At 39.5% G+C, this 21,391-nt stretch carries 17 protein-coding genes; 5 read left to right on the plus strand and 12 right to left on the minus strand.

Going from position 1 to position 21,391, the window contains the following annotated elements; all coding sequences use genetic code 11:
• Nucleotide 1: 1 nt before the first annotated feature.
• The 5 genes from B4A24_RS14520 to B4A24_RS14540 all read right to left on the minus strand — a co-directional run bounded on the left by B4A24_RS14520 (nucleotide 2) and on the right by B4A24_RS14540 (nucleotide 5,080).
• On the minus strand, nucleotides 2-991 hold the full coding sequence (locus tag B4A24_RS14520; protein WP_293945849.1) for a lysylphosphatidylglycerol synthase transmembrane domain-containing protein: 990 nt from the start codon (nucleotides 989-991) through the stop codon (nucleotides 2-4).
• The gene (locus B4A24_RS14525; RefSeq protein WP_293945850.1) at nucleotides 981-1,934 is read right to left on the minus strand and encodes a CDP-alcohol phosphatidyltransferase family protein; all 954 of its coding nucleotides are present in this window, start codon (nucleotides 1,932-1,934) and stop codon (nucleotides 981-983) included. Before B4A24_RS14525 ends, B4A24_RS14520 begins: the two co-directional genes overlap by 11 nt.
• Nucleotides 1,915-2,799, minus strand: a complete 885-nt coding sequence (locus tag B4A24_RS14530) for a hypothetical protein (protein ID WP_293945851.1) — start codon at nucleotides 2,797-2,799, stop codon at nucleotides 1,915-1,917. Before B4A24_RS14530 ends, B4A24_RS14525 begins: the two co-directional genes overlap by 20 nt.
• 13 nt (nucleotides 2,800-2,812) lie before the next feature.
• The gene (locus tag B4A24_RS14535; protein WP_293945852.1) at nucleotides 2,813-3,553 is read right to left on the minus strand and encodes a nucleotidyltransferase family protein; all 741 of its coding nucleotides are present in this window, start codon (nucleotides 3,551-3,553) and stop codon (nucleotides 2,813-2,815) included.
• A gap of 198 nt (nucleotides 3,554-3,751) precedes the next feature.
• Nucleotides 3,752-5,080 (minus strand): inositol-3-phosphate synthase, encoded by a 1,329-nt coding sequence (locus tag B4A24_RS14540; RefSeq protein ID WP_293945853.1) that lies wholly within the window; start codon nucleotides 5,078-5,080, stop codon nucleotides 3,752-3,754.
• Nucleotides 5,081-5,633: 553 nt separating this feature from the next.
• Here B4A24_RS14540 and B4A24_RS14545 point away from each other — a divergent pair.
• The gene (locus B4A24_RS14545; RefSeq protein WP_293945854.1) at nucleotides 5,634-7,493 is read left to right on the plus strand and encodes a CocE/NonD family hydrolase; all 1,860 of its coding nucleotides are present in this window, start codon (nucleotides 5,634-5,636) and stop codon (nucleotides 7,491-7,493) included.
• 103 nt (nucleotides 7,494-7,596) lie between these two features.
• Here B4A24_RS14545 and B4A24_RS14550 read toward each other — a convergent pair whose 3' ends face one another.
• Entirely contained in the window at nucleotides 7,597-8,805 is a 1,209-nt protein-coding gene (locus B4A24_RS14550) for a CynX/NimT family MFS transporter (protein WP_293945855.1), read from the minus strand.
• Nucleotides 8,806-8,969: 164 nt separating this feature from the next.
• Between B4A24_RS14550 and B4A24_RS14555 the strand changes: the two genes are divergently transcribed.
• The 3 genes from B4A24_RS14555 to B4A24_RS14565 all read left to right on the plus strand — a co-directional run bounded on the left by B4A24_RS14555 (nucleotide 8,970) and on the right by B4A24_RS14565 (nucleotide 12,547).
• A complete protein-coding gene (locus tag B4A24_RS14555; protein WP_293945856.1) occupies nucleotides 8,970-9,752 on the plus strand; it encodes an AraC family transcriptional regulator in 783 nt (260 codons plus the stop codon).
• Nucleotides 9,753-10,579: 827 nt separating this feature from the next.
• A complete protein-coding gene (locus tag B4A24_RS14560) occupies nucleotides 10,580-11,890 on the plus strand; it encodes an NYN domain-containing protein (protein ID WP_293945857.1) in 1,311 nt (436 codons plus the stop codon).
• Between the two features lie 294 nt (nucleotides 11,891-12,184).
• Nucleotides 12,185-12,547, plus strand: coding sequence for a hypothetical protein (locus tag B4A24_RS14565; protein ID WP_293945858.1), 363 nt, complete (start codon nucleotides 12,185-12,187; stop codon nucleotides 12,545-12,547).
• 120 nt (nucleotides 12,548-12,667) lie between these two features.
• Here the strand turns inward: B4A24_RS14565 and B4A24_RS14570 are convergent, their stop codons facing one another.
• Entirely contained in the window at nucleotides 12,668-13,333 is a 666-nt protein-coding gene (locus B4A24_RS14570; protein ID WP_293945859.1) for a DUF2625 domain-containing protein, read from the minus strand.
• Nucleotides 13,334-13,555: 222 nt separating this feature from the next.
• On the opposite strand from B4A24_RS14570, the gene B4A24_RS14575 reads away from it, so the two are divergent.
• Nucleotides 13,556-14,092, plus strand: coding sequence for a YfiT family bacillithiol transferase (locus B4A24_RS14575; RefSeq protein WP_293945860.1), 537 nt, complete (start codon nucleotides 13,556-13,558; stop codon nucleotides 14,090-14,092).
• Between the two features lie 70 nt (nucleotides 14,093-14,162).
• Here the strand turns inward: B4A24_RS14575 and B4A24_RS14580 are convergent, their stop codons facing one another.
• The 5 genes from B4A24_RS14580 to B4A24_RS14600 all read right to left on the minus strand — a co-directional run bounded on the left by B4A24_RS14580 (nucleotide 14,163) and on the right by B4A24_RS14600 (nucleotide 21,389).
• Entirely contained in the window at nucleotides 14,163-14,387 is a 225-nt protein-coding gene (locus tag B4A24_RS14580; protein WP_293945861.1) for a hypothetical protein, read from the minus strand.
• Between the two features lie 8 nt (nucleotides 14,388-14,395).
• Entirely contained in the window at nucleotides 14,396-16,969 is a 2,574-nt protein-coding gene (locus B4A24_RS14585; RefSeq protein WP_293945862.1) for an SEL1-like repeat protein, read from the minus strand.
• 8 nt (nucleotides 16,970-16,977) lie between these two features.
• Complete coding sequence (locus B4A24_RS14590; protein ID WP_293945863.1) at nucleotides 16,978-19,455, minus strand: tetratricopeptide repeat protein; 2,478 nt, start codon at nucleotides 19,453-19,455, stop codon at nucleotides 16,978-16,980.
• A gap of 240 nt (nucleotides 19,456-19,695) precedes the next feature.
• Nucleotides 19,696-20,508, minus strand: a complete 813-nt coding sequence (locus B4A24_RS14595) for a hypothetical protein (protein ID WP_293945864.1) — start codon at nucleotides 20,506-20,508, stop codon at nucleotides 19,696-19,698.
• Between the two features lie 176 nt (nucleotides 20,509-20,684).
• Nucleotides 20,685-21,389, minus strand: coding sequence for an NUDIX hydrolase (locus B4A24_RS14600; protein WP_293945865.1), 705 nt, complete (start codon nucleotides 21,387-21,389; stop codon nucleotides 20,685-20,687).
• Nucleotides 21,390-21,391 lie beyond the last annotated feature (2 nt).

Raw genomic sequence — 21,391 nt, forward strand, 5'->3', positions numbered from 1 at the left:
GTTATTTCTTTTTAACTAAACTCATCCAGCCTAAACCGATAATGATCCAGACGATTTCCCGGATCCTGGTCACAATCCCCATAAAAATACCGACAGAAGCCGGAAGGCCTATGCTCATCACTGCCATCGCCAACCCGCCTTCGCGTGTCCCCAATTGCATAGGAAAGAAAAATACCAAATTGGCAAATAGAGAAGATCCAGAACTAATGATCATGGCATCGATAAAGTCTATATTGATATCCAGCGCCAGGCCTATAAAATAAATCTCCAGACAACCGACTACCCTGGCAACAAATTCCCAGAAGAGAGCTGTATAAAAGCGGCCTCTACGATTCTGGAATAAATTTTTGACCTGTTGATCCACATCGTTCAGGGTTTCAAACTTTGCCTCCAGCAGGCTATTGATTTTCTTTCCAACGAAAGGCAGCCTTGATAAAGCCCTTAATAACGAAACTGTAATTCCCTTTTTATAGAATTTAGTAAACAGCCAGGTACATACGATAGCCATCACAAAAATTACCGCACAGGCAACATCTACTAACGTGCTGGCAGGTACAAACCAAAGAATCAGAAAAACGGAAACTACCCAAAATAAAATATGGGATAGAATGTGCATAACACCATACAATAGAACGGATGAACCTGCCTTTGACCCACCAACATAATTTTTCAGCTCAATAATTCGGTAGGGCTCTCCCCCCAAAGCCACAAATGGCGTGATATAATTGATGGCGTAACCCGAAACAGTCAACTGCAATACTTTCCAGAAAGGAACATTGGTCTGCGGTAATTCCGGTTCCTGAATAATCGCTTTAAAAGCCATGGCATTCATCCAATAAAGAACAGCCCAACTACCCAATACCGGCAAAAACCACCAGCCGATTTTCTCCAGATTCGTCCAAATCTCTTGAACTCCCATTGCATGAATCATATAAGCTAAAGTGCCTATACCAATCAGCATAAAGAGTACCTTATAGATTTTACTCCCCATACGTTGGATCGTTTGTTAACTTATCAACAAAATAACCACTTACCTTTTCCTGTCTATTGCACATATAGACTAAGATCGGATTTAATACAAACATGTCAAAGAAAAAGTAAATCCATGGTTGACCGATAAACAACCAAACAAAGAGAAAGATAACCCTGGTATTGAACTGTACAATATTAGTGTATTTCATCAATGGTTTATTTTTTATTCTAAAATCAACCATCAATTGTTTTGGTAAATCATCTTCATAGCGAGATTTGACAATATGTAATAACTTCTGTAATCTTGGTGACAACTTCTCCTGATTTCGGGTGTAGCCCATGTAACCGTTCAACACAAATTTGCTGAAAAAATTCTTCTTCCAGGACAGCGCATCGTAATCAATTTTTAGATCCCGCGTATTATCTAACTCACTGCCAGCTTTACCTTTGATAAAAAAGAGGTGAACATTACGATAATAATCAGCCATCGCAGATTGTATCATATGAGACACACCGGCAAGGATACAAAATATCCACAGCCAGTCTGGCCAGCCTTCATTTATACTACGCAAACAAATGGCTATATGAATGGAAGCAAACCAAAAATCACCAGCAAAACCATCCAAAATACGACCAAAACGGCTTTTATTATCTGTCATTCGCGCCAATTGCCCGTCTGCGCTATCCAATGAGTTCGCGAAGATTAACAGCAACATCCCGATCACATTGATCCATAAATCTCCGTAATAAAATAGTATACCTGCCGCAACACCAAAGAAAATACTTATGATAGTCACTGCATTGGGTGTAATCCCGATTTTAGCGCATATTTGTGCAATACGAAATCCAATTGGCCTGTAAAACCAGATGTCTATTTTCTCCTCTGTATCGTTGGATTTTAACGATTGTTCGAACGCACTCAAATTCTCTTCGTCAACTACATTAACTTGTTCTCTCTGCATTTTGGTTCTTTTCAGTAAATTTATGGTAAACCATTTGCGCAATGGCTTCGGCTGCTTCAGCCCGACATGGCGCGAAGCTCGGCCAATCATTTAGATCAATAATATGAAAATCGCCGTTTGAATCGATAATCACATCACCGCCATAGATATGGACATCCAATACTTCTGCTGCGCGATTCGCCGCTTGCTTTAAGCTGGCCAAATCAAATGGGAAATGGACAACTTCATCATTAATTTGTTCATACAGATCATACTTATGATGATTATGTTCATAGGGATAAAAGTGAAAAAAGAAATCGGTATCCCTAACCGCATAAAACTTTAATAAATCTCCGGCCAAATGTTCGGAGATCACCGCCTCCTTAATCCCCCGAAGCGCATATTCGTTTAAGATATGCTGGGCTTCTTTGAGACTGGCCGCAAAGGTCACGTCTTCTTTATGGATAGCATGGAAATCACCACGTTTGATCCAGACGCCTTTTCCTTTCAATTTTTCAAATATTGACTGAATATCCGCGACTGTAGAGATCACAATACTTTTGGGATAAGGAACTCCGCCATCCAACAACTTGAGTGTCATGTTTTTTCGAAAACAGTTTTCAATACCAAAACCCGAATTCAATACATGAACACCATTATTTTGAAGAGATTGCAACTTCTTAACCAATGTTTTTGTTCTTCCCATAGTCAGGATATTTTCTTGTTTGACAGAATCAGAAGCCAAGAATTCATCCTCATTACAAATTTCAACTGCCGCGCCTTTTTCGGTCAATTTTAGCACAACTTCATTAAATATTGCAGCATCATTACCCACGTGATTGGGTGAAAAGCGGTTTTTGCGCGTCACGCCTAAAATAGAAATCATTTCGCTCATCTTACTAACTAACTTCCTCACTCAAAAATTGTTCCGCTACAATACGGTCTTTTAAGTGGTCGATATCCACTACTTTCTCAAATACAAACGCTTTAACGCGCAAATCGTTTTCCAAAAGCGCACGTTGAAAGTTACGCATTCTGGAGTTCCCTGCAGCAACAGAACGGAGTGCACAGTCCAGCGCAGCTTTGCGAAAGCAATAAATACCACCCGAAACAAATTTTGTTTCCGCTGTCGCCTTATCCAAAAATGCTTCTACGTTTAGTTCATTGTCTGTATTTACATAAAGTGGGCTTTCGTCATCTACAAATGGCGTGACAGCCATAAAAGCGTCTGCCTCCACCCTCTGATGAAAAGCCATTAGGTATCCATGAAATTCATGAGGTCTAAAAACAGTATCTGTGGTCGTCAGACAACAGGAAGTCCAAGCCGGATTGCTTTTGACTAATAAAGCAAAACTGTGCAAAGAACTAGGTGTATCCTCCTCGATCAGGATGATGGGAAGTTCAAATGCTGTATGCGTTAAAAATGTCTTCAATTCGGGTGATTGTCTGTTGATAATAACATGCACTTGCCGCGCACCTTCTTTAGCAAAAACGCGAATCAATCGTTCAATTAATGGAACTCCATGTAAGGGTAGCAAGGGTTTAGGTAAATTAAACCCCTCTTTTCGCAATCGAGATCCTTCTCCCGCCGCAATGATAGCAAATTCCATTCCTTCTAATTGCAAAATAAAATCATTCATTAAAAAAGTAAAACCCCCGTCACCATCTTAGCGTTTGCAAACGCAAAAGTTTACAGAGGTTATTGCCAGACAATTATTTAACAGCATCTCTACGCTATTTTTTTTCAATAGAGAGAATCTGTATCCAAGAAATAATTATCAGGAATAAAAAGGGGAAGAATTACTAAAGCAATTGTTCCCCTTTTTTTTAAAGGTAATTTATTGAATACTATCGACTAACTCTTGGTAATAATCTAATCCCAAGTGCGTAATCAAGTCCTCACCCATAATGTGGCGCAAGGTATTTTGTAACTTCATTAATTGTTTGAAGATATCATGTTCAGGAGGTAAACCTGGTGCAGTTTGTGGCGATTTCAAATAGAAAGACAACCACTCCTGGATACCTGACATACCAGCACGTTGTGCCAAATCAATAAATAACGCCAAATCTAAAGCAACTGGAGCTGCCAAAATTGAATCACGGCACAAGAAATTGATTTTGATTTGCATTTTGTAACCTAACCACCCAAAGATATCGATATTATCCCAAGACTCTTTGTTATCTCCGTGAGGTGGGTAATAATTGATCCGTACTTTATGGTATAAATCACCATATAATTCTGGATTCTTTTTCGCATCTAAGATTTCTTCCAATACAGATAATTTAGAAACCTCTTTTGTTTTGAAATTTTCTGGATCATCCAATACTAACCCATCGCGGTTACCCAAAATGTTTGTAGAGAACCAACCTTCGACTCCAAGTGCTCTTGCTTGAAGACCAGGAGCCACGATTGTTTTCATTAATGTTTGACCTGTTTTGAAATCTTTCCCAGCAATTGCGACGCCGTGTTCATGAGCTAATTCCACAATAGCAGGAACATCACATGTTAAGTTTGGCGCACCATTGACATAAGGAGCCCCTTCTTTGATAGCCGCATAGCAATAAATCATGCTTGGTGGAATGCGTTGATCGTCATTATCCAAAGCTTCCTCTAATTTTGCAATTGTTGAAAAAGCTTCGTTCGTTTCGATATAACGTTCAGTTGAACCACACCAGACTATTACCACACGGTCTAAGCCGTTTTTCTCTTTAAATTCACGGATATCACGTTGTACAGCATCAGCCAGTTCACGTCGCGTTTTCTCCGTTTTGATGTGTGTTCCATCTAAATTTTTTACAAAATTGCGATCAAAGACAGCTTTCATTGGCTGAATAGCTTCCAATTCAGCTTTTACAGCATCAAGTTGACCTTGCTCCAATACCTGTGCTTTTGACGCTGCCTCATAGACATTATCCTCATAGACATCCCAACCACCAAAAACCACATCTTCTAACTTTGCCAAAGGGACAAAATCCTTGATTAATGGATTTCTATTCTCTGTGCGCTTACCCAAACGAATTCTGCTCAATTGAGAAACAGATCCTATCGGTTTTGAAAAACCTTTGTTTATAGATGCCACACCAGCGATCAATGTTGTAGCCACAGCACCCAATCCTGGAATAAGAATACCCAATTTACCATTGGCATCTTTCACTTGTTGTCCCATATTAATTCTATATACTTAATTTGTTATTTAATTGATGTTTTATGATAAAATAATTCTTAAAATTAGCTTAAAAAAACATATTTCATATCGCTCGTCACTTAATTTATAAAATCGTGACAATTGCTTTTTCAAAACTCATTATGAGATAAAATAAATTAAGATAAATAAATGAGTAAACTAAACGAAGATCACCCATCTAATTGAAATTTAAGCTATTTGACCACTCCTTCAAAAATGAAATATAACTATAACTAATTTTACTCAATATATTAACATTAAAAAACTAATCCAAATACATTTCAAAAAAAGTTATTCTTTCTAAAAAATTGGTCAATTTTTCTTTTTCCATTCTATATAAATATGACAATAAAATTGGAAAATGGTTTCGGGAGCATTACCTTTAGGCTGATAATTGATGGAACCATCGTGAGCTCAATCAGCTAACAAACCGAAAATAATTTGCTCATGACAGCTACATCCTCATTAAAAACAAACTGAGTGTAATAAATTCATGTATACCATGATCAATCAACATTCCTAAATAACTATTTAAATGAAAACTACAGTTTCGTTTCTGGCTTTAGCCGTATTAACTGGAAGCCAATTACATGCACAGACGACTGCAGATTCTGCTTATGTTCGGGATCATTATGAAAAAAACGAAGTAACGGTTCCGATGAGAGATGGCAAGAAATTGTTTACCGTGATCTACAGTCCCAAAGACAAATCCAGGAAATATCCTCTTCTGCTGAATCGCACTCCTTACACGGTAAGCCCCTATGGACAAAACGAATACAAAAAGAGTTTGGGTAACTTTCCTGCAATGATGCGGGATGGATATATCTTTGTCTACCAAGATGTTCGTGGAAAATGGATGAGTGAAGGTGATTTTGAAGATGTTCGTCCCACAAATCTCAGTAAAGATAAAAAAGCGATTGATGAAAGCACAGACACTTATGACGCATTGGAATGGCTACAGAAGAACCTGAAGAACTACAATGGTAAAGCAGGTCTTTATGGTATCTCTTATCCAGGATTCTACTCTACGGTCGGATTAGTCAAGACACACCCAAGCCTCAAAGCTGTTTCGCCACAGGCTCCAGTAACCGATTGGTTTATCGGTGATGATTTTCACCACAATGGTGTCTTATTCTTACAGGATGCTTTCACATTTATGTCGACCTTTGGTGTTCCACGCCCCAAACCAATTACGCCGGATCAATTTAATAGTAAGATTCAGATCAACGAAGTGGATAAATATAATTTTTTCCTTGAAGCCGGAACTGCCAGAGAACTCAAAGAAAAATATTTTGGAGACTCTGTCCAATTCTGGAATAACCTCTTTAAGCATCCTAATTACGATGACTTCTGGAAAACCCGTGTCATCACCAATTATCTACAAGACGTGAAACCGGCGGTCATGGTTGTTGGCGGATTTTTCGATGCAGAGGATGCTTATGGAACATTTAAAACCTATCAATCCATTGAAGAAAAGAGCAAAACAAACAATTCAATTCTGGTTGCGGGTCCCTGGTATCATGGTGGTTGGGTACGTGCAGCAGGAGATTACCTGGGTGACATCCAATTTGAGAAAAAAACAAGTATCACCTATCAGGAAAAATTTGAACAGCCATTTTTCAGTCATTATTTAAAACAAGAAGGCAGTTTTTCTCCTGCCGAGGCCAATATCTTTATTTCCGGAAGTAATGAATGGAAACAATTCGAACAATGGCCACCGAAGAACGTTGAGACCAAAAAACTCTATTTTCAGCCGCAGGGTAAACTTGGTTTTGAGAAAGTCCAACGCACAGATTCATGGGATGAATATGTAACGGATCCCAACAAACCGGTTCCGCACCAAGGCGGATTAATCCAGAATCGCACCCGCGAGTATATGGTCGATGATCAGCGCTTTGCAGCCAGTCGTCCAGACGTCATGGTCTATCAGACAGCACCATTGACGGAAGATATCACCATTGTCGGGCCAATCAAGAATTTTCTAAAAGTAGCTTCAACAGGCACCGATGCGGATTATATTGTTAAACTCATCGATGTGTACCCCAAGGATGCGCCGAGTTTTGATGGGAAACCGATGGCGGGATACCAGATGATGGTCAGAGGAGAGATCATGGCTGGGAAATATCGAAATGGCTTTGACAAACCGCAGCCATTGACACCGGGCATGGTGGAAAAAGTAGATTTCGTTATGCCCGATGTTGCCCACACCTTTAAAAAGGGACATCGTATCATGGTGCAGGTGCAAAACTCATGGTTCCCATTGGCTGAACGAAATCCGCAAGTATTTATGGAACCCTATACAGCGACCAAAGCCGATTTCCGTAAAGCGACACAACGCATTTTTCATGATGTCAACAATGCGACGTACATCGAATTTGATATCTTAAAAGATTAAGGATAACTGATCACTGGATCCATTTATGGCGAAAATAAGCCAATCGCAAAGACGTGGGGCCCGATATTTTAAGATATCGGNNCGAAGCACTGTTTTTGCTGTCTCAAGATTCTTCCACGAATTTGTTCTCCCCTGCTTTTACCCCTGTAATCAACAGGAGGATAATGCTACCGGCAAGAAAATAAAAAGAGTAATTCCAGGAGGGGTCAACCTCGTGCAGTTTTCCAAAAATCGGTGGGCCAAATGCTGCAATCAGATAACCGACCGACTGTGCCATCCCCGAAATTTTAATTGCATTTGCCGTAGTTTTTGCCCTTAAGCTAAAAAAGAGAATGGACAGGCTAAAAGACAAGCCATTGGAAAGTCCCAGCAACACAGCCGCGACATAAATTCCCTCAAGCTTAAATGAAAAGAAGATCACTATACTACCTAGCATGCCAGCGGCAACAGCAACAGCCATCAACCGCTGGTCTTTCATCCGGTGTGCGATAATAGGTCCGACAAACATAATGGGAATCATTGCAATCTGGATCAAAAATAACAACCAACCGGTATCTTTGGAAGCCATACCATAGTCGATCAACACCTTAGGTAACCAGGAAATCAGGCTATAATAAACCAATGATTGAATACCCATAAATATACTGATATACCAAGCCAATCTCGATCTGAAAATATGCCCAACTCCAGTCTGCGATTGCTGTTTTTGGATAACAGCGACATCTTTAGATTTATCTAATTGATCAAAAAAGACAGCAATAATAGCCAATACGGCCAACACAACCCACAGTCCCAAGGAACCTCTCCATCCTATTCCTGTCCATTCCCCAATACGTAGACTAAAGCCCGATGCAAATGCCGCGGTCAGATTCATTGCTACGGCAAAAATTCCCGTCATCAGTCCGATATAATTCGGAAAACTGGTTTTAATATAACCCGGAGCCACCACATTGCCCACACAGATCCCTAATCCGATCATAACAGAACCCACAAATAAAGAGCCTAGATCCCCCCATACCCTGGCAATGACGCCAAGGGCAAGAATAATCAACCCAAACAACAAAAAACGATGCATCCCCTGAACATGGGAAAACTTACTCACGGCTACCGAGCAAGTCGCAAACATAAAAAGAGGAATCGCAGTCAACAGGCTGCTTTGAAAACTATCCAATGCGAGACTGTCACTGATCTGTCCCAATACTGGCCCTACAGCTGTGATCGGTGACCTAAGATTCGTAGATACCAAAATAACGACCATTACAGATAGCCAACTCCAGGGAGCCGCGTTTGACTTTTGCATATTACTATTCATAGAAATTACTTAATTCTTGTGCATAAAGCACCATTTTTAATAGATGAAACCAATCCGCAGTTAAGCAGCAATAAATCTTTGTAGATCTCTCTACAGTGATAATCTGTCGCAAAGATATATTCAGTTATTTAATTAAATTTGCCATTGATTTAATTCATAACGACATGGGCTGTTCGAATCACATTGAAACAATTGAGAGGATAAAAAAATCAAATTTTGTCTGGTTTGAAGAAAACTGGATTCATGATGACGCATTACATACGCATCGAAAAGCGCAGCTGATTTATGTAGAGCAAGGTTTTCAATACCTTACCGTGGCAGGAAAAATGTACCTACTTCCCCAAAATCACGTAGCGTGGGTTCCCTCAAATGCTTTACATAAGACCAATTCGCATTCGGAAAGCATTAAGCTAATGATCCTTTTTTTTGATATCGACGAAGAAGAAGATTCATTTTTTGATAAGGTCCAAATATTCGCGGCTCCAAGGGTATTAAGGGAAATGATTCTGTATGCGGAAAAATGGTCAAAATTGACGGAAGAAAATGAACACAAAAGAATTTTCCTCCGTGCACTCCTCAACGAACTACCTGCTTTTGGAGCCCGATTATTGCATTTAGAAATTACGCTACCCAGTGAAAATAGACTACAGACAGTTTTAGACCACCTCCATGATCACTATACCCACGCCATCAAGATGGAGGACATTGCATTATTATCCAATCTATCCTTGCGTACCATAGAGCGTCTATTTAAAAAAGAAACGGGAATGACACTTGTCAAATACCAACAATTGCTTCGGATCATTAAAAGCCTTGAGCTTTTAAGTATGGGCGAACTGACAATATCCCAAATCGCCTATAAAGTAGGTTATCAAAGTCTGCAGGCATTTACCAATAGTTTCTATGCTGTCCTGGGCTACCGGCCATCTGCATTTATTCAACATTAATCACTTATTTATACTATCCTGGGGGGCGAGTCTTGTGTCGTTTTAAATTTCATTCTATTTTTTCAAACTTTCGAGGACCATAATCTGCTCTATTGTAGAATCGCCTTTACCATATTTGGTAAAGGTTCATACCTGATTGATACCAACTTTTATAATAGTAGAGTAATTACAGGGAGTTAACAGGCTAAATAGGGTCTTATTTCAGCTCCAAGTACGACTTTGGTCTGATCTTGGTATAAAGCTAGATACCAGTAATCACCAACAAAAAAAGAAACCGTTATAAATTTTATAAAATGGTGGCCTCGGATCACAAAAGAACTGACACTATGGTCAATTTTCGCTTTGAAATGATACACTTGCAATAGCGAAATAGCGTACCTTATATAATCATTATCTTTAAAATCAGGATGACAACAAGAATATTGTAGCTTTTTAGCTACAAAAATAATTGCTCAATAAAAAAAATATTAAACAACACTTGCAGAAGTGTAAAAAACACACTATCTTTGTATCATCATAATTTAGGTTTATAATTGGTTATTTAAGGTTTTCATTCTCCCCGTTTGAAAACCTTTTTTTGTTACTATACATCATATTAAACATTATATGATGTTCCTCTTCCAATGCACCTGTTATAATATCATACATAAATTAAGATAGGAAATCTTTCAAAATAGCGTCCTTCAGAAAATCATTATTCAAATTAAATTCTTAAAAAATTCAATAATTCTTCAACAATAACGTATTTTTAACCGTATGTTCAAAAAATAGGAAAATCCTATTGGAGGCGTACACATAAAAATACATCGAAATATAACTAAACATATATGGCAGAACATGGGGATTTACAAATCGCAATATTAATCGATGCGGATAATGTTTCTTATCGAAAGATCGAAGAAATTCTGAACGAAGTCAAACGCTACGGTATTCCTACGATCAAACGGATCTACGGTGACTGGACCAATCCTTATGTCGAAAAATGGAAGGATAAGCTTCTTACCCATGCGATCACCCCGATTCAGCAGTACAGTTACACACAAGGCAAAAACTCCACGGACTCGGCACTCATTATTGATGCAATGGACATCCTCCACTCTGACAGGGTCGATGGATTCTGTATTGTATCAAGTGACAGCGATTTTACAAGATTGGCAACCCGTCTAAGAGAATCGGGCAAGTTAGTTATCGGTATTGGAGAGAAAAAAACGCCGAAACCTTTCATTGCCTCTTGCGACAAATTTATTTATGTTGAAATCTTTGAAAAGAATCCAAAGAAAGAATCTAACACAAAGAAAAAACAGCAGAATCAGCCCAAACCGGCACCTGTTGACAATCCAACCAGTATAGCAGTTCTTGACGAAGAGACACTGGAATTATTAAAAGATACTGTTGATGACACCGCAGATGAAAATGGATGGGCATTTTTAGGGGAAATTGGCAGTCTTTTCAATAAAAGAAAACCAGATTTTGATGCGCGAAATTATGGTTACGATAAGATGTCCCACCTTTTTAAAGCCTATACAGAAGATTTTGAAATTGAAGAACGTAATACGGACAAATCGAGAATAAAACATTATTACATTCGAAATATTATCAAAAGACCTTTATCAGCCGTCGCCCCTTCACCAACAGCTGAAGACAAAAAAACAGTATCGACTACTGATGCAAAATCGCAGGAAGTTTCGGCAAAACCTGTCAATCAAAATGCACGAAAAAAAGGCCGGCAAAATAAAAAGCCTCAAGATACAGTGGCAGCGGAAAATCCTCCGAAAGATGTTGCAGGAGTTCAACAGAAAGATGAACAACAAGTAGTAGAAAACATAGCTCAAAATGATTCTCCCAATCGTATGTTATTTCCAGCAGCAGGAAATAAAATTACAGCGGATGATGCAAAAAAATCGCAAATCAGAATTACGAAAGATTTTAAACCTTTATTTCCAGCGAAATCACAAAAGCTCCGGATCGTTATTGATTCCAATGAGTATGAATGCAATTTCACTTACCGTGGCCGTGGATTCCATGTCCTTAAACTAGGGAAAGAAGCAGCTACACAACTTGGACTCGCAGAAGGAATTCAACTGGAAATAACGAAACTCAACGAGCATACCTATGCACTCCAAAATCAACCGAGCTAGGATCACATTTTATTGAGCAAAAAAGGACATGATTGCTGATCGAAGAAAAGATAATTGTTCGGTCAGCGATCAATATAGGTTCTCTTTCCCCTCTCGCTCTCCGTTAAAATTCCCTGAAAACAGCTAGAATATCCTTACTATTTCCAGTTATATTTGTAACTATCCAAGGGGGCTCCATTTTTTTGGGAGGGATATCGATGGTCTAAAAAGAATCCTTTACGAACTAGATCGTTGGTCTGATTGCCGACATGTAAATCTTCAATGATGAAAATGAGTATATATTTTGTAATAACAATGTTTTTATCTATTCTTCTGTTGCTAGCCTGTGATCCTGTACGTACGATCCAGATTGAAGCAAAGAAAAAGGACACACATATTTTAGTATACTTGAAATCAACTAACAGCAAGCACGTCGGAATTTCTGCGAAAACAAATCCCATTGAAGTATCCCTGCATACGAATCCGCAATTCAGGCAGCATTTTTCAATTGGAAAATGGGATGGAACCTCGATTAAATACTTATTGGTCGATCAAATTGATTCGATAGTCATTCTAAACAGACAGCAAAAACAAGCTTATACAACGCCGATATGTATGCAGCAATATTTAATATCCAGAAGAAAGACATTTTCAAAGCATGTGATCCAGATAAAATAATCTGTCTATCTCCAATAAAATCGTCTATCTCGCACATGGACAAGCTGGTTCGCTGATGAATTTCCAACTAAACCAGCGTTTCGAAAACGGTGACCATCAAGCCTACTAACTGCTAAAAAGCTATCTTCCACCAGCAAATTCCATCGTAAAATGGTAATTTTCATCGATCGGAACAACTTTTCTATCAACCTTCCGAAAATCGCGGGCCTGTTCTGTCCACAGAAAAGGATAAAATGAAAACACTTGGTTGCCATCTAATTTCCGTACATCTTCAGCCCAATCCTTCCATTTGAATATTTCATAAAATTGACGGATATCCCCCTTCAGTGTCCAATAAATAAAATCAGAATAGCCACACTCTAAGCTTTCCCATTGCAAGGTATCCTGTGCAAAATAATAGACATGTCCTATGCCCTCGCCCAAAGCGCCGGCATTAATCGCAAAATAGCCACCTAAAACATCATCGGCAATTAACAAAAAACCACCTTTCTCCCCTTCTTTGTCAAAACTCTTTCCTTTGTTCCACTCCATAATACCCCGATTCAATTTAACTGACCCCGAACCCAAGATCCGTAGCCAACCGCCATCAATGAGTATTCCACCGGTTTGATGAATAATAGCGCCCATAGGTGATTTTGTAGTAATCTGAGCTCTTAAGAGCTCCTCATCTGCGCGTTTCGGATTTCTGGCCAGTACCTCATAGGAATTGCTAGCTCCCTTCATCCATTCTTCGACCAGATTCCATCCCGAATCTGTCGGATTAATCAACTCATTTAGACTCTTCATTCCTTGTGCTTTATGTTCAAAACACACCGTCCTTACCTGTTTTCCTAGCTCATCGATTATAGAAAAAAATAAAGTCATGCATCTCGAATTGCCGAAATTACCATAATTCTTCCTGTCATCCAAATCACATAAGTACGTTTGTTAAAGCCCAAAAGATGATCTGACCGTTACTTTACACATAAAAGATACGAACCTTCAAGCAATTTTCGTTAAATTTAATCCATGCAACATGAATTAGAAAAACTTCGGTATCCCATAGGCCGCTTTGCCGTACCAGATCATATTAACAAGCAATTATTGAGCGATTGGATAAAAACAATTGCAGACTTCCCGACCCGCCTAAAATCCGAAGTCATTGACTTGCCGGATAGCTCATTGGAAAAACGATATCGTCCTGATGGGTGGACGATCAGACAAGTGGTACATCACTGCGCAGATAGCCATATGAATAGCTTTGTCCGTTTCAAATTGGCCCTGACTGAAGATGATCCTACCATAAAACTTTATGAAGAAAATCGTTGGGCAGAACTGCCGGACGCAAAATACATTCCAATAGAAAGTTCAATTTCCTTATTGGAAGGGTTACATCAACGTTGGGAGATTCTTTTGAAAAGTCTAAGTGATGAGCAACTTGAACGGGCCTTTATTCATCCCGTTACCAAAAGATATATTTCCCTTAAAATAAATATTGGTTTATACGCCTGGCACTGCAACCACCATCTGATGCATATCGTCAATGCAAAAAATAGGTCGGTCTAACCGTGAATATATGTTTTCAGGAGCAGAGTCTACCCAACGACAAAAGCTCCTGAATCAAGTTGTGTGCGAACTACAATGATTGTACCCACATCATAACGATTAAAGCGCCCAATGCAAGACCTATAATCCCCGAAATCAAAAATGTCCGTAGATAGTAGCCAAACGTTTGGGTCTTTTTCTGGATGATATGGATTATCCCCACGATCAGGGAATAACCTAAACCTACGCCAAAAAACAGCATAAAGGCTAGATCGATCAGCATACCGGTGAAATCTAAATTCGCAGAAGATAACATCGTGCAGGTTATTTTTTCTTTTTAAACAGTTTACTAAAAAAGGATGAACTACTATTTCCCTTAGGTTCGTCCTGTGCGCCTGCTCCCCCACTTTTCTCATTCGCCCAAATCAACAATTCGGGTTCAATATCCAATTCGTGTTGTTGGGCGAAGTCCGACCAGTAGGCATGTTTTTCCTGGTCCATAAAGTTGGGATCATTTTTATAATAATCCAATAAGCTTTCTGTAGCAGACTCATAGACACTATAACGATTTGCCCGCTCAAAATAATGAATGGCTTTTTTACTGTCCTTTTTAAATTTTAAACCCGCATCATACATCAAACCGTAATAAATATTGGAATAGCTATCCGCTTTATCTTTCTTCAGATAAACAAGCAGACGGTCATAGTCATCTAAACTATAATAAATCGAAGCGATATTGCCATTATTCTCGACTAGTTTCAACTCCGCCTTTTTGTAATAATCCAACGCTTTTTCAAGATCTTCTTCCACATAGGTCCCACTAAAATAAAAATAACCCAGATTGGATAATGCATAGCCATCCCCAAGATCAGCCGCTTTGTTATAGGCCTCAAAAGCCTTTTTTAGATCCGATGTATAGCCTATTCCATGCTGGTAAAGATAACCGATGCTATTCCAAGAAGCTGCATACCCCTTTCCGGCGGACCGCTCATAGTATGCAATTCCTTTTTTCAGGTCCAGAAAACGCTTATTTTCATTATCGGTATCCGTATAGATATTACCAAGTTCATACATACTGCTTTCATTGTCTTGATCAGCTGAAAATGTAAAGTAACGGATAGCATTTTCTACGTCTCCATTTCTGCAGCAATCCATGGCCATGTGATACAATGTATAGCTATCATAAGTAGATTCAAAATCTACGCCCCGATCCGATTTCCACTGAGTGAAAAAATGGTCAAAAACCTCAAGTTCCTTTCCTTCCAGCTTGTCCAATGCCTTGATATAATATCCATATTGATCTTGGGACACCTCTTCCAATCCCTCATATCCTTTATTAAACAGTTTGCCGTCGCGCAACATCATTAGATCTTGATAATGTCTTACACTACCACAGATAAAATCGAAGGATTCACTTAGTTCTTTGCTATCAGTATCGTAGTAATAATACCCGCCCACCTGATCTTGCAGGATAAAATAGTCCATCAGCGCATAGCTGATTGTGGCATAATGTGCTGACAATGGAAGCAGCCAGCTTTTAGTCTCTGTGTGATAGATTCCTCTTTCCGATTCGGTTTCAATGATATAACAATTATAGGCACCATTACCAAAATCTGCACCTCCCTGTATAGATTTAATCGTCAGATCTTGCAGAAGAAAATTCCTGCTAGCGAGGTCATACAGAAAATATTTGCCCGCTGTAAGGTAATACAATGCACTGAGCCCATTCATGGCATTTAGCACAGCCACATCTTTTACCAAAAGGGAACCGTCTGCTGCATGGACTGATTTCTTTTTTTTATTGTTTAAATTGACCGCATAAAAATCAAACAACAATTCGTTCAAAACTCCTTCTGGATATTCGCCCAATAGAACACCCTGATTGGAATAATATTTACGTAGTTTGCTGTTCGCTATTGGTTGATAAATAAAGCCCTCGTAGTCTATTTCAAAAGGCTCATCAGAACCCGTCGTATTCAAGCCCTTACCTTCAGCATCGATAATGCCATATTTTCCATCCTGCTGTCCCTGGTAGAATCCATAAGCAAAATCGTCCAAAACCGCATAGTTCAAGGGAATAATTGTAGCTCCAGTCTCCACGTCCACCAAGCCATATTTGCCTGCTAAACTCACTTTTCCTACAATCGTACAACGGCCGCTCTGTACAGGCTCTGCAGAGGCGTACATACAAGGGATGGTCTCTTCGCCCTTTCTATTTATATAGCCAAACAAGCCTTCTTTCTCAACAACTGCAAAGCCATTATAATCAAAGTCTCCGATCTCGTCATAACAGGGTTCGACTTTCACCTCACCCTTCGCATTCCGGATCCCCCAACATCCGTTTTCTTCAAAAAACTGGTTATCAAGGCTATCAATCGCCTCCCTATTCCACCAGCCCAATCCATAGTTGCTCCACTCAGCTTGTAACATCGCTAAAAAGGAATCATAACCTGAGCGGCTCAAAATAGGATAAAGCTCTGATAACGACTGCCTCTCTATTGCTTTTTCGTAATACAGGTTCTTCTCATGAATTTCAAATGCAAAATCCTTTGCTTGTTGGCTATGTTTAACCTCAGACATATTAAAAACATCGCGCGCATTGATCTGGAAGTATTCAAATGGAAGTCCATGCAGAAAATCGAACATTTTTTCGATGGTCAACAGGACAGCAGCATTGGATATCAAGTTATACTCCTGCATAAGCAGATCGTAGAATTTCCTTAATTTTAAAACACCCGTTTCTTTTTCGGTATACACCAAAGTACCTTTTGCTTTTGGGTTTGCAGCAAACAAAGGGAGCAACAAATCTGGAATGACATAGTTCCATTCACCCAAATAAGCATGGAAATACTCCTGATCTTTTTTATCTGTGTTATAAATATAAATGCGATGTGCCATATTCTTTTTTATCCTTCAATATCAACCGCATTGTTTTTGGCGAAATCCAACCAAAAGTTGTATTTAGCTGCATCTGCAAACGCTCCATTTTTGTAGTAATACAAGAGACGATTGACGGCATAAGCATAGGCCGCGTTTTCATTTGCCTGTTCGTAGTAACGCAGGGCCTTTACCGTACTCTGTTTTACGCCCCAGCCCTCCTCATACAAAATACCATAATAAATTGCGGCATATTGTCCGTCTTTATCCTTTTTCAGATAGCGTAATAAATTGGCGTAATCTTTCTGTTGGTAATAAATTTCGGCTACCTGTGCATCGTTATTGATACCGTCTTTTTCAGCCAGCCTAAAATAGTGCAAGGCCTTTACATAATCCTGCTCCAAGTATTCTCCCTCATAATACCAATTGCCAAGATTGCTCATCGCCTGTGATTCCCCCAATGCCGCGGCTTTTTGATAGGCTTCCAAGGCTTTAGGAATATCAGGGGGCAGGCCGAGGCCCGTCGCATATATGAAACCCAAGTTCGTCCACGCCTGCGCATGATCCTGTGCTATGGCTTGTTTGTAGAAGCCGATTGCTTTGGGAATATCCAGGAAATCTTCATGATCTATATCGCTATGGATATTGCCAATAAGGCATTGGCAGTCGGCGCTCCCTCGCGAGGCACCGATAGTCAACAAAGGTATAGCTTCGGTTATCTTACCGGCCCAATTTAGTTTCCGTGCTTTTTCATATAACGTCTCGTTATCGAGATAAGATTCGTAGCCCGCCCCCTTTCGTTTTGTCCACGCTTGATAAAATTGTACAAAATAATTCTGGTCAGCTCCCTGCAAATTATATTTTTCGGCATACAAACGGCCAAATGCTGTTTCGGGGAATTCAGCGATATTTCGTTTTAGATCTACATAAAACAGTTTTTCTCCTTTAAATAAGAGTAAGAATTCGCCTTCGCTTCGCTCCGGATGCGGATCATGAATCGGCGCACTGACATAATCGTAAAGTTCGCTACAGAAATTTACTTTTGTATCAAAATAGCGCATCCCTTCGGATTGCTGGATACGCATAAAGTCCATATAGCAATATTCGATTTTTAGATAAGCCGGATCAGGTTCGAGTAGCCATTGATCAAGATATGCCTCATATATCCCCTGCCCTTCGGCACAGGCGACAACAAAGACATCTTTTCGAAAGTTTTTAATACTATCGACCAAGATTTTATCAATAGATCGATCGACTAAACGGAATAGATCATGCGCGAGTGAGTAAATCTGCCATTGTTTATTTTTCAGGTAAGCGATACTGCGATAATCATCCAGGACGATGATACGATCAATCTCTTCATCAAGCACATTGCCATTAGGTTTGATGATTGAAATCTTTCGCTGCAACTTATTGGGTTTGATCCAAAAATAGGCATTGGGAATAGCCTGTAGGCTATCTTCCAGAAAACTGCCCAAATAGTGACCATCCACACGAAAGTATTTCCGCTTCATGGTACCTTTTTGCCGCTTATAAAAAAGCTTAATGTAATCGTATCCAAAAGGTTCATCCGCGGATTCGGTAATAACCTGTGTTCCATCAACAGCAAAAAGAAAATAGTTATCACCTTGCTTTGCATTCAAAAAACCACGGGCAAACCAGTCCAAATCATCATAGGCAGCGGGTAATGAAAGTTGTTTGTTTGCAATATTCAATATACCACGTTTCCCTTCTATTTCAACCTCAGCATAATTAACCCCATCGATAACACGCGCGTCAAATGCCTCAACGTACTGACAGGATACGATCTCCTCTCCCCGCTCATTGATGTACCCAAATAGATGATCCAGTTCAACCACAGCAATCCCCGCTTCATTGAACTCAAATATCTCATCATATTTCGCAGCGACCAGAATATTTCCAAGAGCATCCTTTAATCCTTGTTTTCCATTTTCTTCAAAGACTTCGGTTCCCTCCTGCTTAAAAGCATGTTCTTCCCACAAGCCCAAACCATAGTTAATCCAGTCTGTCTCGAGCATTTCCAGAAAAGTGTCATAGCCTGATAATTGCAAGATCTTCTGAAGAGGATCCAAACTCTGCTTCTCAAAGGCCTGTGTATATAAAGCTCCCGTCGTCCTGATCTCATCAACCCAGTCACTTGCCTGTTCTGTATGTTTTTCTACATTCATATTGAAGACATCCCGTCCATCGATTTGAAAGGTATCGAATGGCAAACTTTCCAAAAATTCAAACATCTTGTTGACCGGTTCAGCATACTTCTTTTTGTAATGCAATTGATAAACATCAGCAAGCAGCGCATAAAAATAGCGTAACCTTGCAATACCGTCCTCCTTATTGGCATAGAGCTGTGTTCCTTGGGAACGGATACCCGAAGAAAATAGTGGGAACATCAGGGCAGGAATTTCATAATTCCATTCGGCCAGATGTGCTTCAAATGTTTCTTTTGTTTTAGGATTTACGTTATATATATAAATGCGATGCGCCATAACCTTATTGCTCGATAGTCTTAAAATAGATCGTGCTTACCTCAATACGATGACAACGGCAAGCACTGTACCTGATGCAGTAAAAATACAGCTATTATTAAAGATTCTGCTTAGCGGAAAACAGGGATTTTTCCTTTTTCGAATTTGGTTTGGGTTTTATGATGCCCTTGTGTATCCTACTTGCAGGAGCATCTTACCAAGAAAAGCAATTTGCGATTCGATGCATTCCTATTGATGACATCAATTTTCGGAAATAATATCCAGTCTATAGAAACCCGCTCGCTTATCATGCGGTGCTCCATAGAAAAAATTTCGAAAGTATACCTGCTGATCTCCTTTCCAAAAGATTTCTTTTAGGGTACATAGTTCAAAGTTATCGTTCCAGTCCAAGGGAATCTGTGCATAGGTCAGATAGACCTCATTTTCCTTTTTTTGCAAAAAGTAACTGGAACATTCCTGTCCGTTAAACATGCCATTCAATCTATATTTCTTATGCTTAGAGAAATAGACATAGTCTAAATTACCGATTTCTTCAACATCCCATTTCCCCTGGCGCAAATCAAGTGCCTGATCTGTTGTATGCCCTCCTTCCAACAACAAAATCTCTTCAGATGGAAAATATTTTACAAACATATTCTCCAACAGATCAATGGCACCTTCTGTTTTTCCCGCCGTTAGTAAGCGACCATCATTAAGTCGTACCTGAGCAATTAGATTTCCATCCACGAGTGTATCAATTTCCATGTCCTTACCTGGAATATAGTCTCCAAATACGACACGGCCTTGCAATAATTTTCTCGCAACTTTTACATCGCTGATTGAAGCGATGGTATCTCTCCTATAATCGGCCTGTTGCTGTTCCTTAAAAAAGCTGATGGAATCTATCTTATAAATTCTGATCATTTTATCCTGAAAGACAAGCGAATCGACGGTTGGCTTTTCGCTTACTATAGCCTCCTTTATTGGAGAAGAAACAGGATCTTTCACCTTGTTTTGTTGACATGCCATACATAGTGACAAAACAAGACCAGCGCAATAAAGTACTTTATTCATATTAACAGATAATTCACTATTAAGATATTTCAATCTAATATCGTATTTCAGTCACATAATAGGAAAGGTAAGTCAATTTAAGCGCTGTGACAATCGATATTCGACTTGTAAACGCTAAATATTGAAATTGATAAAGGCCCATGTTGTTTCATGAACCTGATGGATAAGGTAAATTGTCATATTTCGAAGTAAAATCCTGTTTCTTTGAGTTCTTCGTATTTTTCTTTATCAAAACTATAGATTTTTGCTGCTCTGGCATGTCTATCCTTTTGCATGTCGCTATGGTCGACCAACAGATCCATGCTCAATATCTTTTTGCGAAAATTACCGCGATCTATCGAACGCTGCAGAATTGTTTCATACAATTTGTGCAGTTCAGGCAAGGTAAAGTGTGCTGGCAGCAGTTCAAATCCGATGGGCTGGTAACGGATTTTACCTTTCAAGCGTTCGACCGCAACAGACAAGATCTGTTGATGATCGAAAGCCAAATCATCTACCTCCTCCAAACTAAACCATTGCACCGCATCGATATCAAGTCCGGCCTCCAGGGTATATTCGTTAGGTTTAACTAAGGCATAATAGGCAATACTGATGACTCGGCCCCGGGGATCACGGTTTAAATCCGAAAAGGTATAGAGCTGCTCAAGAAAGATATTGCTGAGCCCAGCTTCTTCGGACAGTTTACGTAGCGCACATTCATCCGCAGTTTCATCCTCCTGAATAAAGCCACCGGGAAATGCCCATTTCCCTAAGTAGGGTTCTATCGCCCGTTTGGTTAATAACAGTTTAAGCTGATTTTTTTCAAAACCAAAGATCACACAATCGACTGTAACTGCGGGCCTGGGGTATTCGTAGTTATATGTTTTTAGAGTACTGACCATCT

It is taken from the genome of Sphingobacterium sp. UBA7249 (assembly GCF_002472835.1).
GTDB classification, from domain to species: Bacteria; Bacteroidota; Bacteroidia; order Sphingobacteriales; family Sphingobacteriaceae; genus Sphingobacterium; species Sphingobacterium prati.

What these genes read in the sequence shown, in the direction of transcription:
- B4A24_RS14520 (WP_293945849.1), bottom strand. Translation starts at nt 991, where the DNA reads ATGGGGAGTAAAATCTATAAGGTACTCTTTATGCTGATTGGTATAGGC.
- B4A24_RS14525 (WP_293945850.1), bottom strand. Translation starts at nt 1,934, where the DNA reads ATGCAGAGAGAACAAGTTAATGTAGTTGACGAAGAGAATTTGAGTGCG.
- B4A24_RS14530 (WP_293945851.1), bottom strand. Translation starts at nt 2,799, where the DNA reads ATGATTTCTATTTTAGGCGTGACGCGCAAAAACCGCTTTTCACCCAAT.
- B4A24_RS14535 (WP_293945852.1), bottom strand. Translation starts at nt 3,553, where the DNA reads ATGAATGATTTTATTTTGCAATTAGAAGGAATGGAATTTGCTATCATT.
- B4A24_RS14540 (WP_293945853.1), bottom strand. Translation starts at nt 5,080, where the DNA reads ATGGGACAACAAGTGAAAGATGCCAATGGTAAATTGGGTATTCTTATT.
- B4A24_RS14545 (WP_293945854.1), top strand. Translation starts at nt 5,634, where the DNA reads ATGAAAACTACAGTTTCGTTTCTGGCTTTAGCCGTATTAACTGGAAGC.
- B4A24_RS14550 (WP_293945855.1), bottom strand. Translation starts at nt 8,805, where the DNA reads ATGAATAGTAATATGCAAAAGTCAAACGCGGCTCCCTGGAGTTGGCTA.
- B4A24_RS14555 (WP_293945856.1), top strand. Translation starts at nt 8,970, where the DNA reads ATGGGCTGTTCGAATCACATTGAAACAATTGAGAGGATAAAAAAATCA.
- B4A24_RS14560 (WP_293945857.1), top strand. Translation starts at nt 10,580, where the DNA reads ATGGCAGAACATGGGGATTTACAAATCGCAATATTAATCGATGCGGAT.
- B4A24_RS14565 (WP_293945858.1), top strand. Translation starts at nt 12,185, where the DNA reads ATGTTTTTATCTATTCTTCTGTTGCTAGCCTGTGATCCTGTACGTACG.
- B4A24_RS14570 (WP_293945859.1), bottom strand. Translation starts at nt 13,333, where the DNA reads ATGAAGAGTCTAAATGAGTTGATTAATCCGACAGATTCGGGATGGAAT.
- B4A24_RS14575 (WP_293945860.1), top strand. Translation starts at nt 13,556, where the DNA reads ATGCAACATGAATTAGAAAAACTTCGGTATCCCATAGGCCGCTTTGCC.
- B4A24_RS14580 (WP_293945861.1), bottom strand. Translation starts at nt 14,387, where the DNA reads ATGTTATCTTCTGCGAATTTAGATTTCACCGGTATGCTGATCGATCTA.
- B4A24_RS14585 (WP_293945862.1), bottom strand. Translation starts at nt 16,969, where the DNA reads ATGGCACATCGCATTTATATTTATAACACAGATAAAAAAGATCAGGAG.
- B4A24_RS14590 (WP_293945863.1), bottom strand. Translation starts at nt 19,455, where the DNA reads ATGGCGCATCGCATTTATATATATAACGTAAATCCTAAAACAAAAGAA.
- B4A24_RS14595 (WP_293945864.1), bottom strand. Translation starts at nt 20,508, where the DNA reads ATGAATAAAGTACTTTATTGCGCTGGTCTTGTTTTGTCACTATGTATG.
- B4A24_RS14600 (WP_293945865.1), bottom strand. Translation starts at nt 21,389, where the DNA reads ATGGTCAGTACTCTAAAAACATATAACTACGAATACCCCAGGCCCGCA.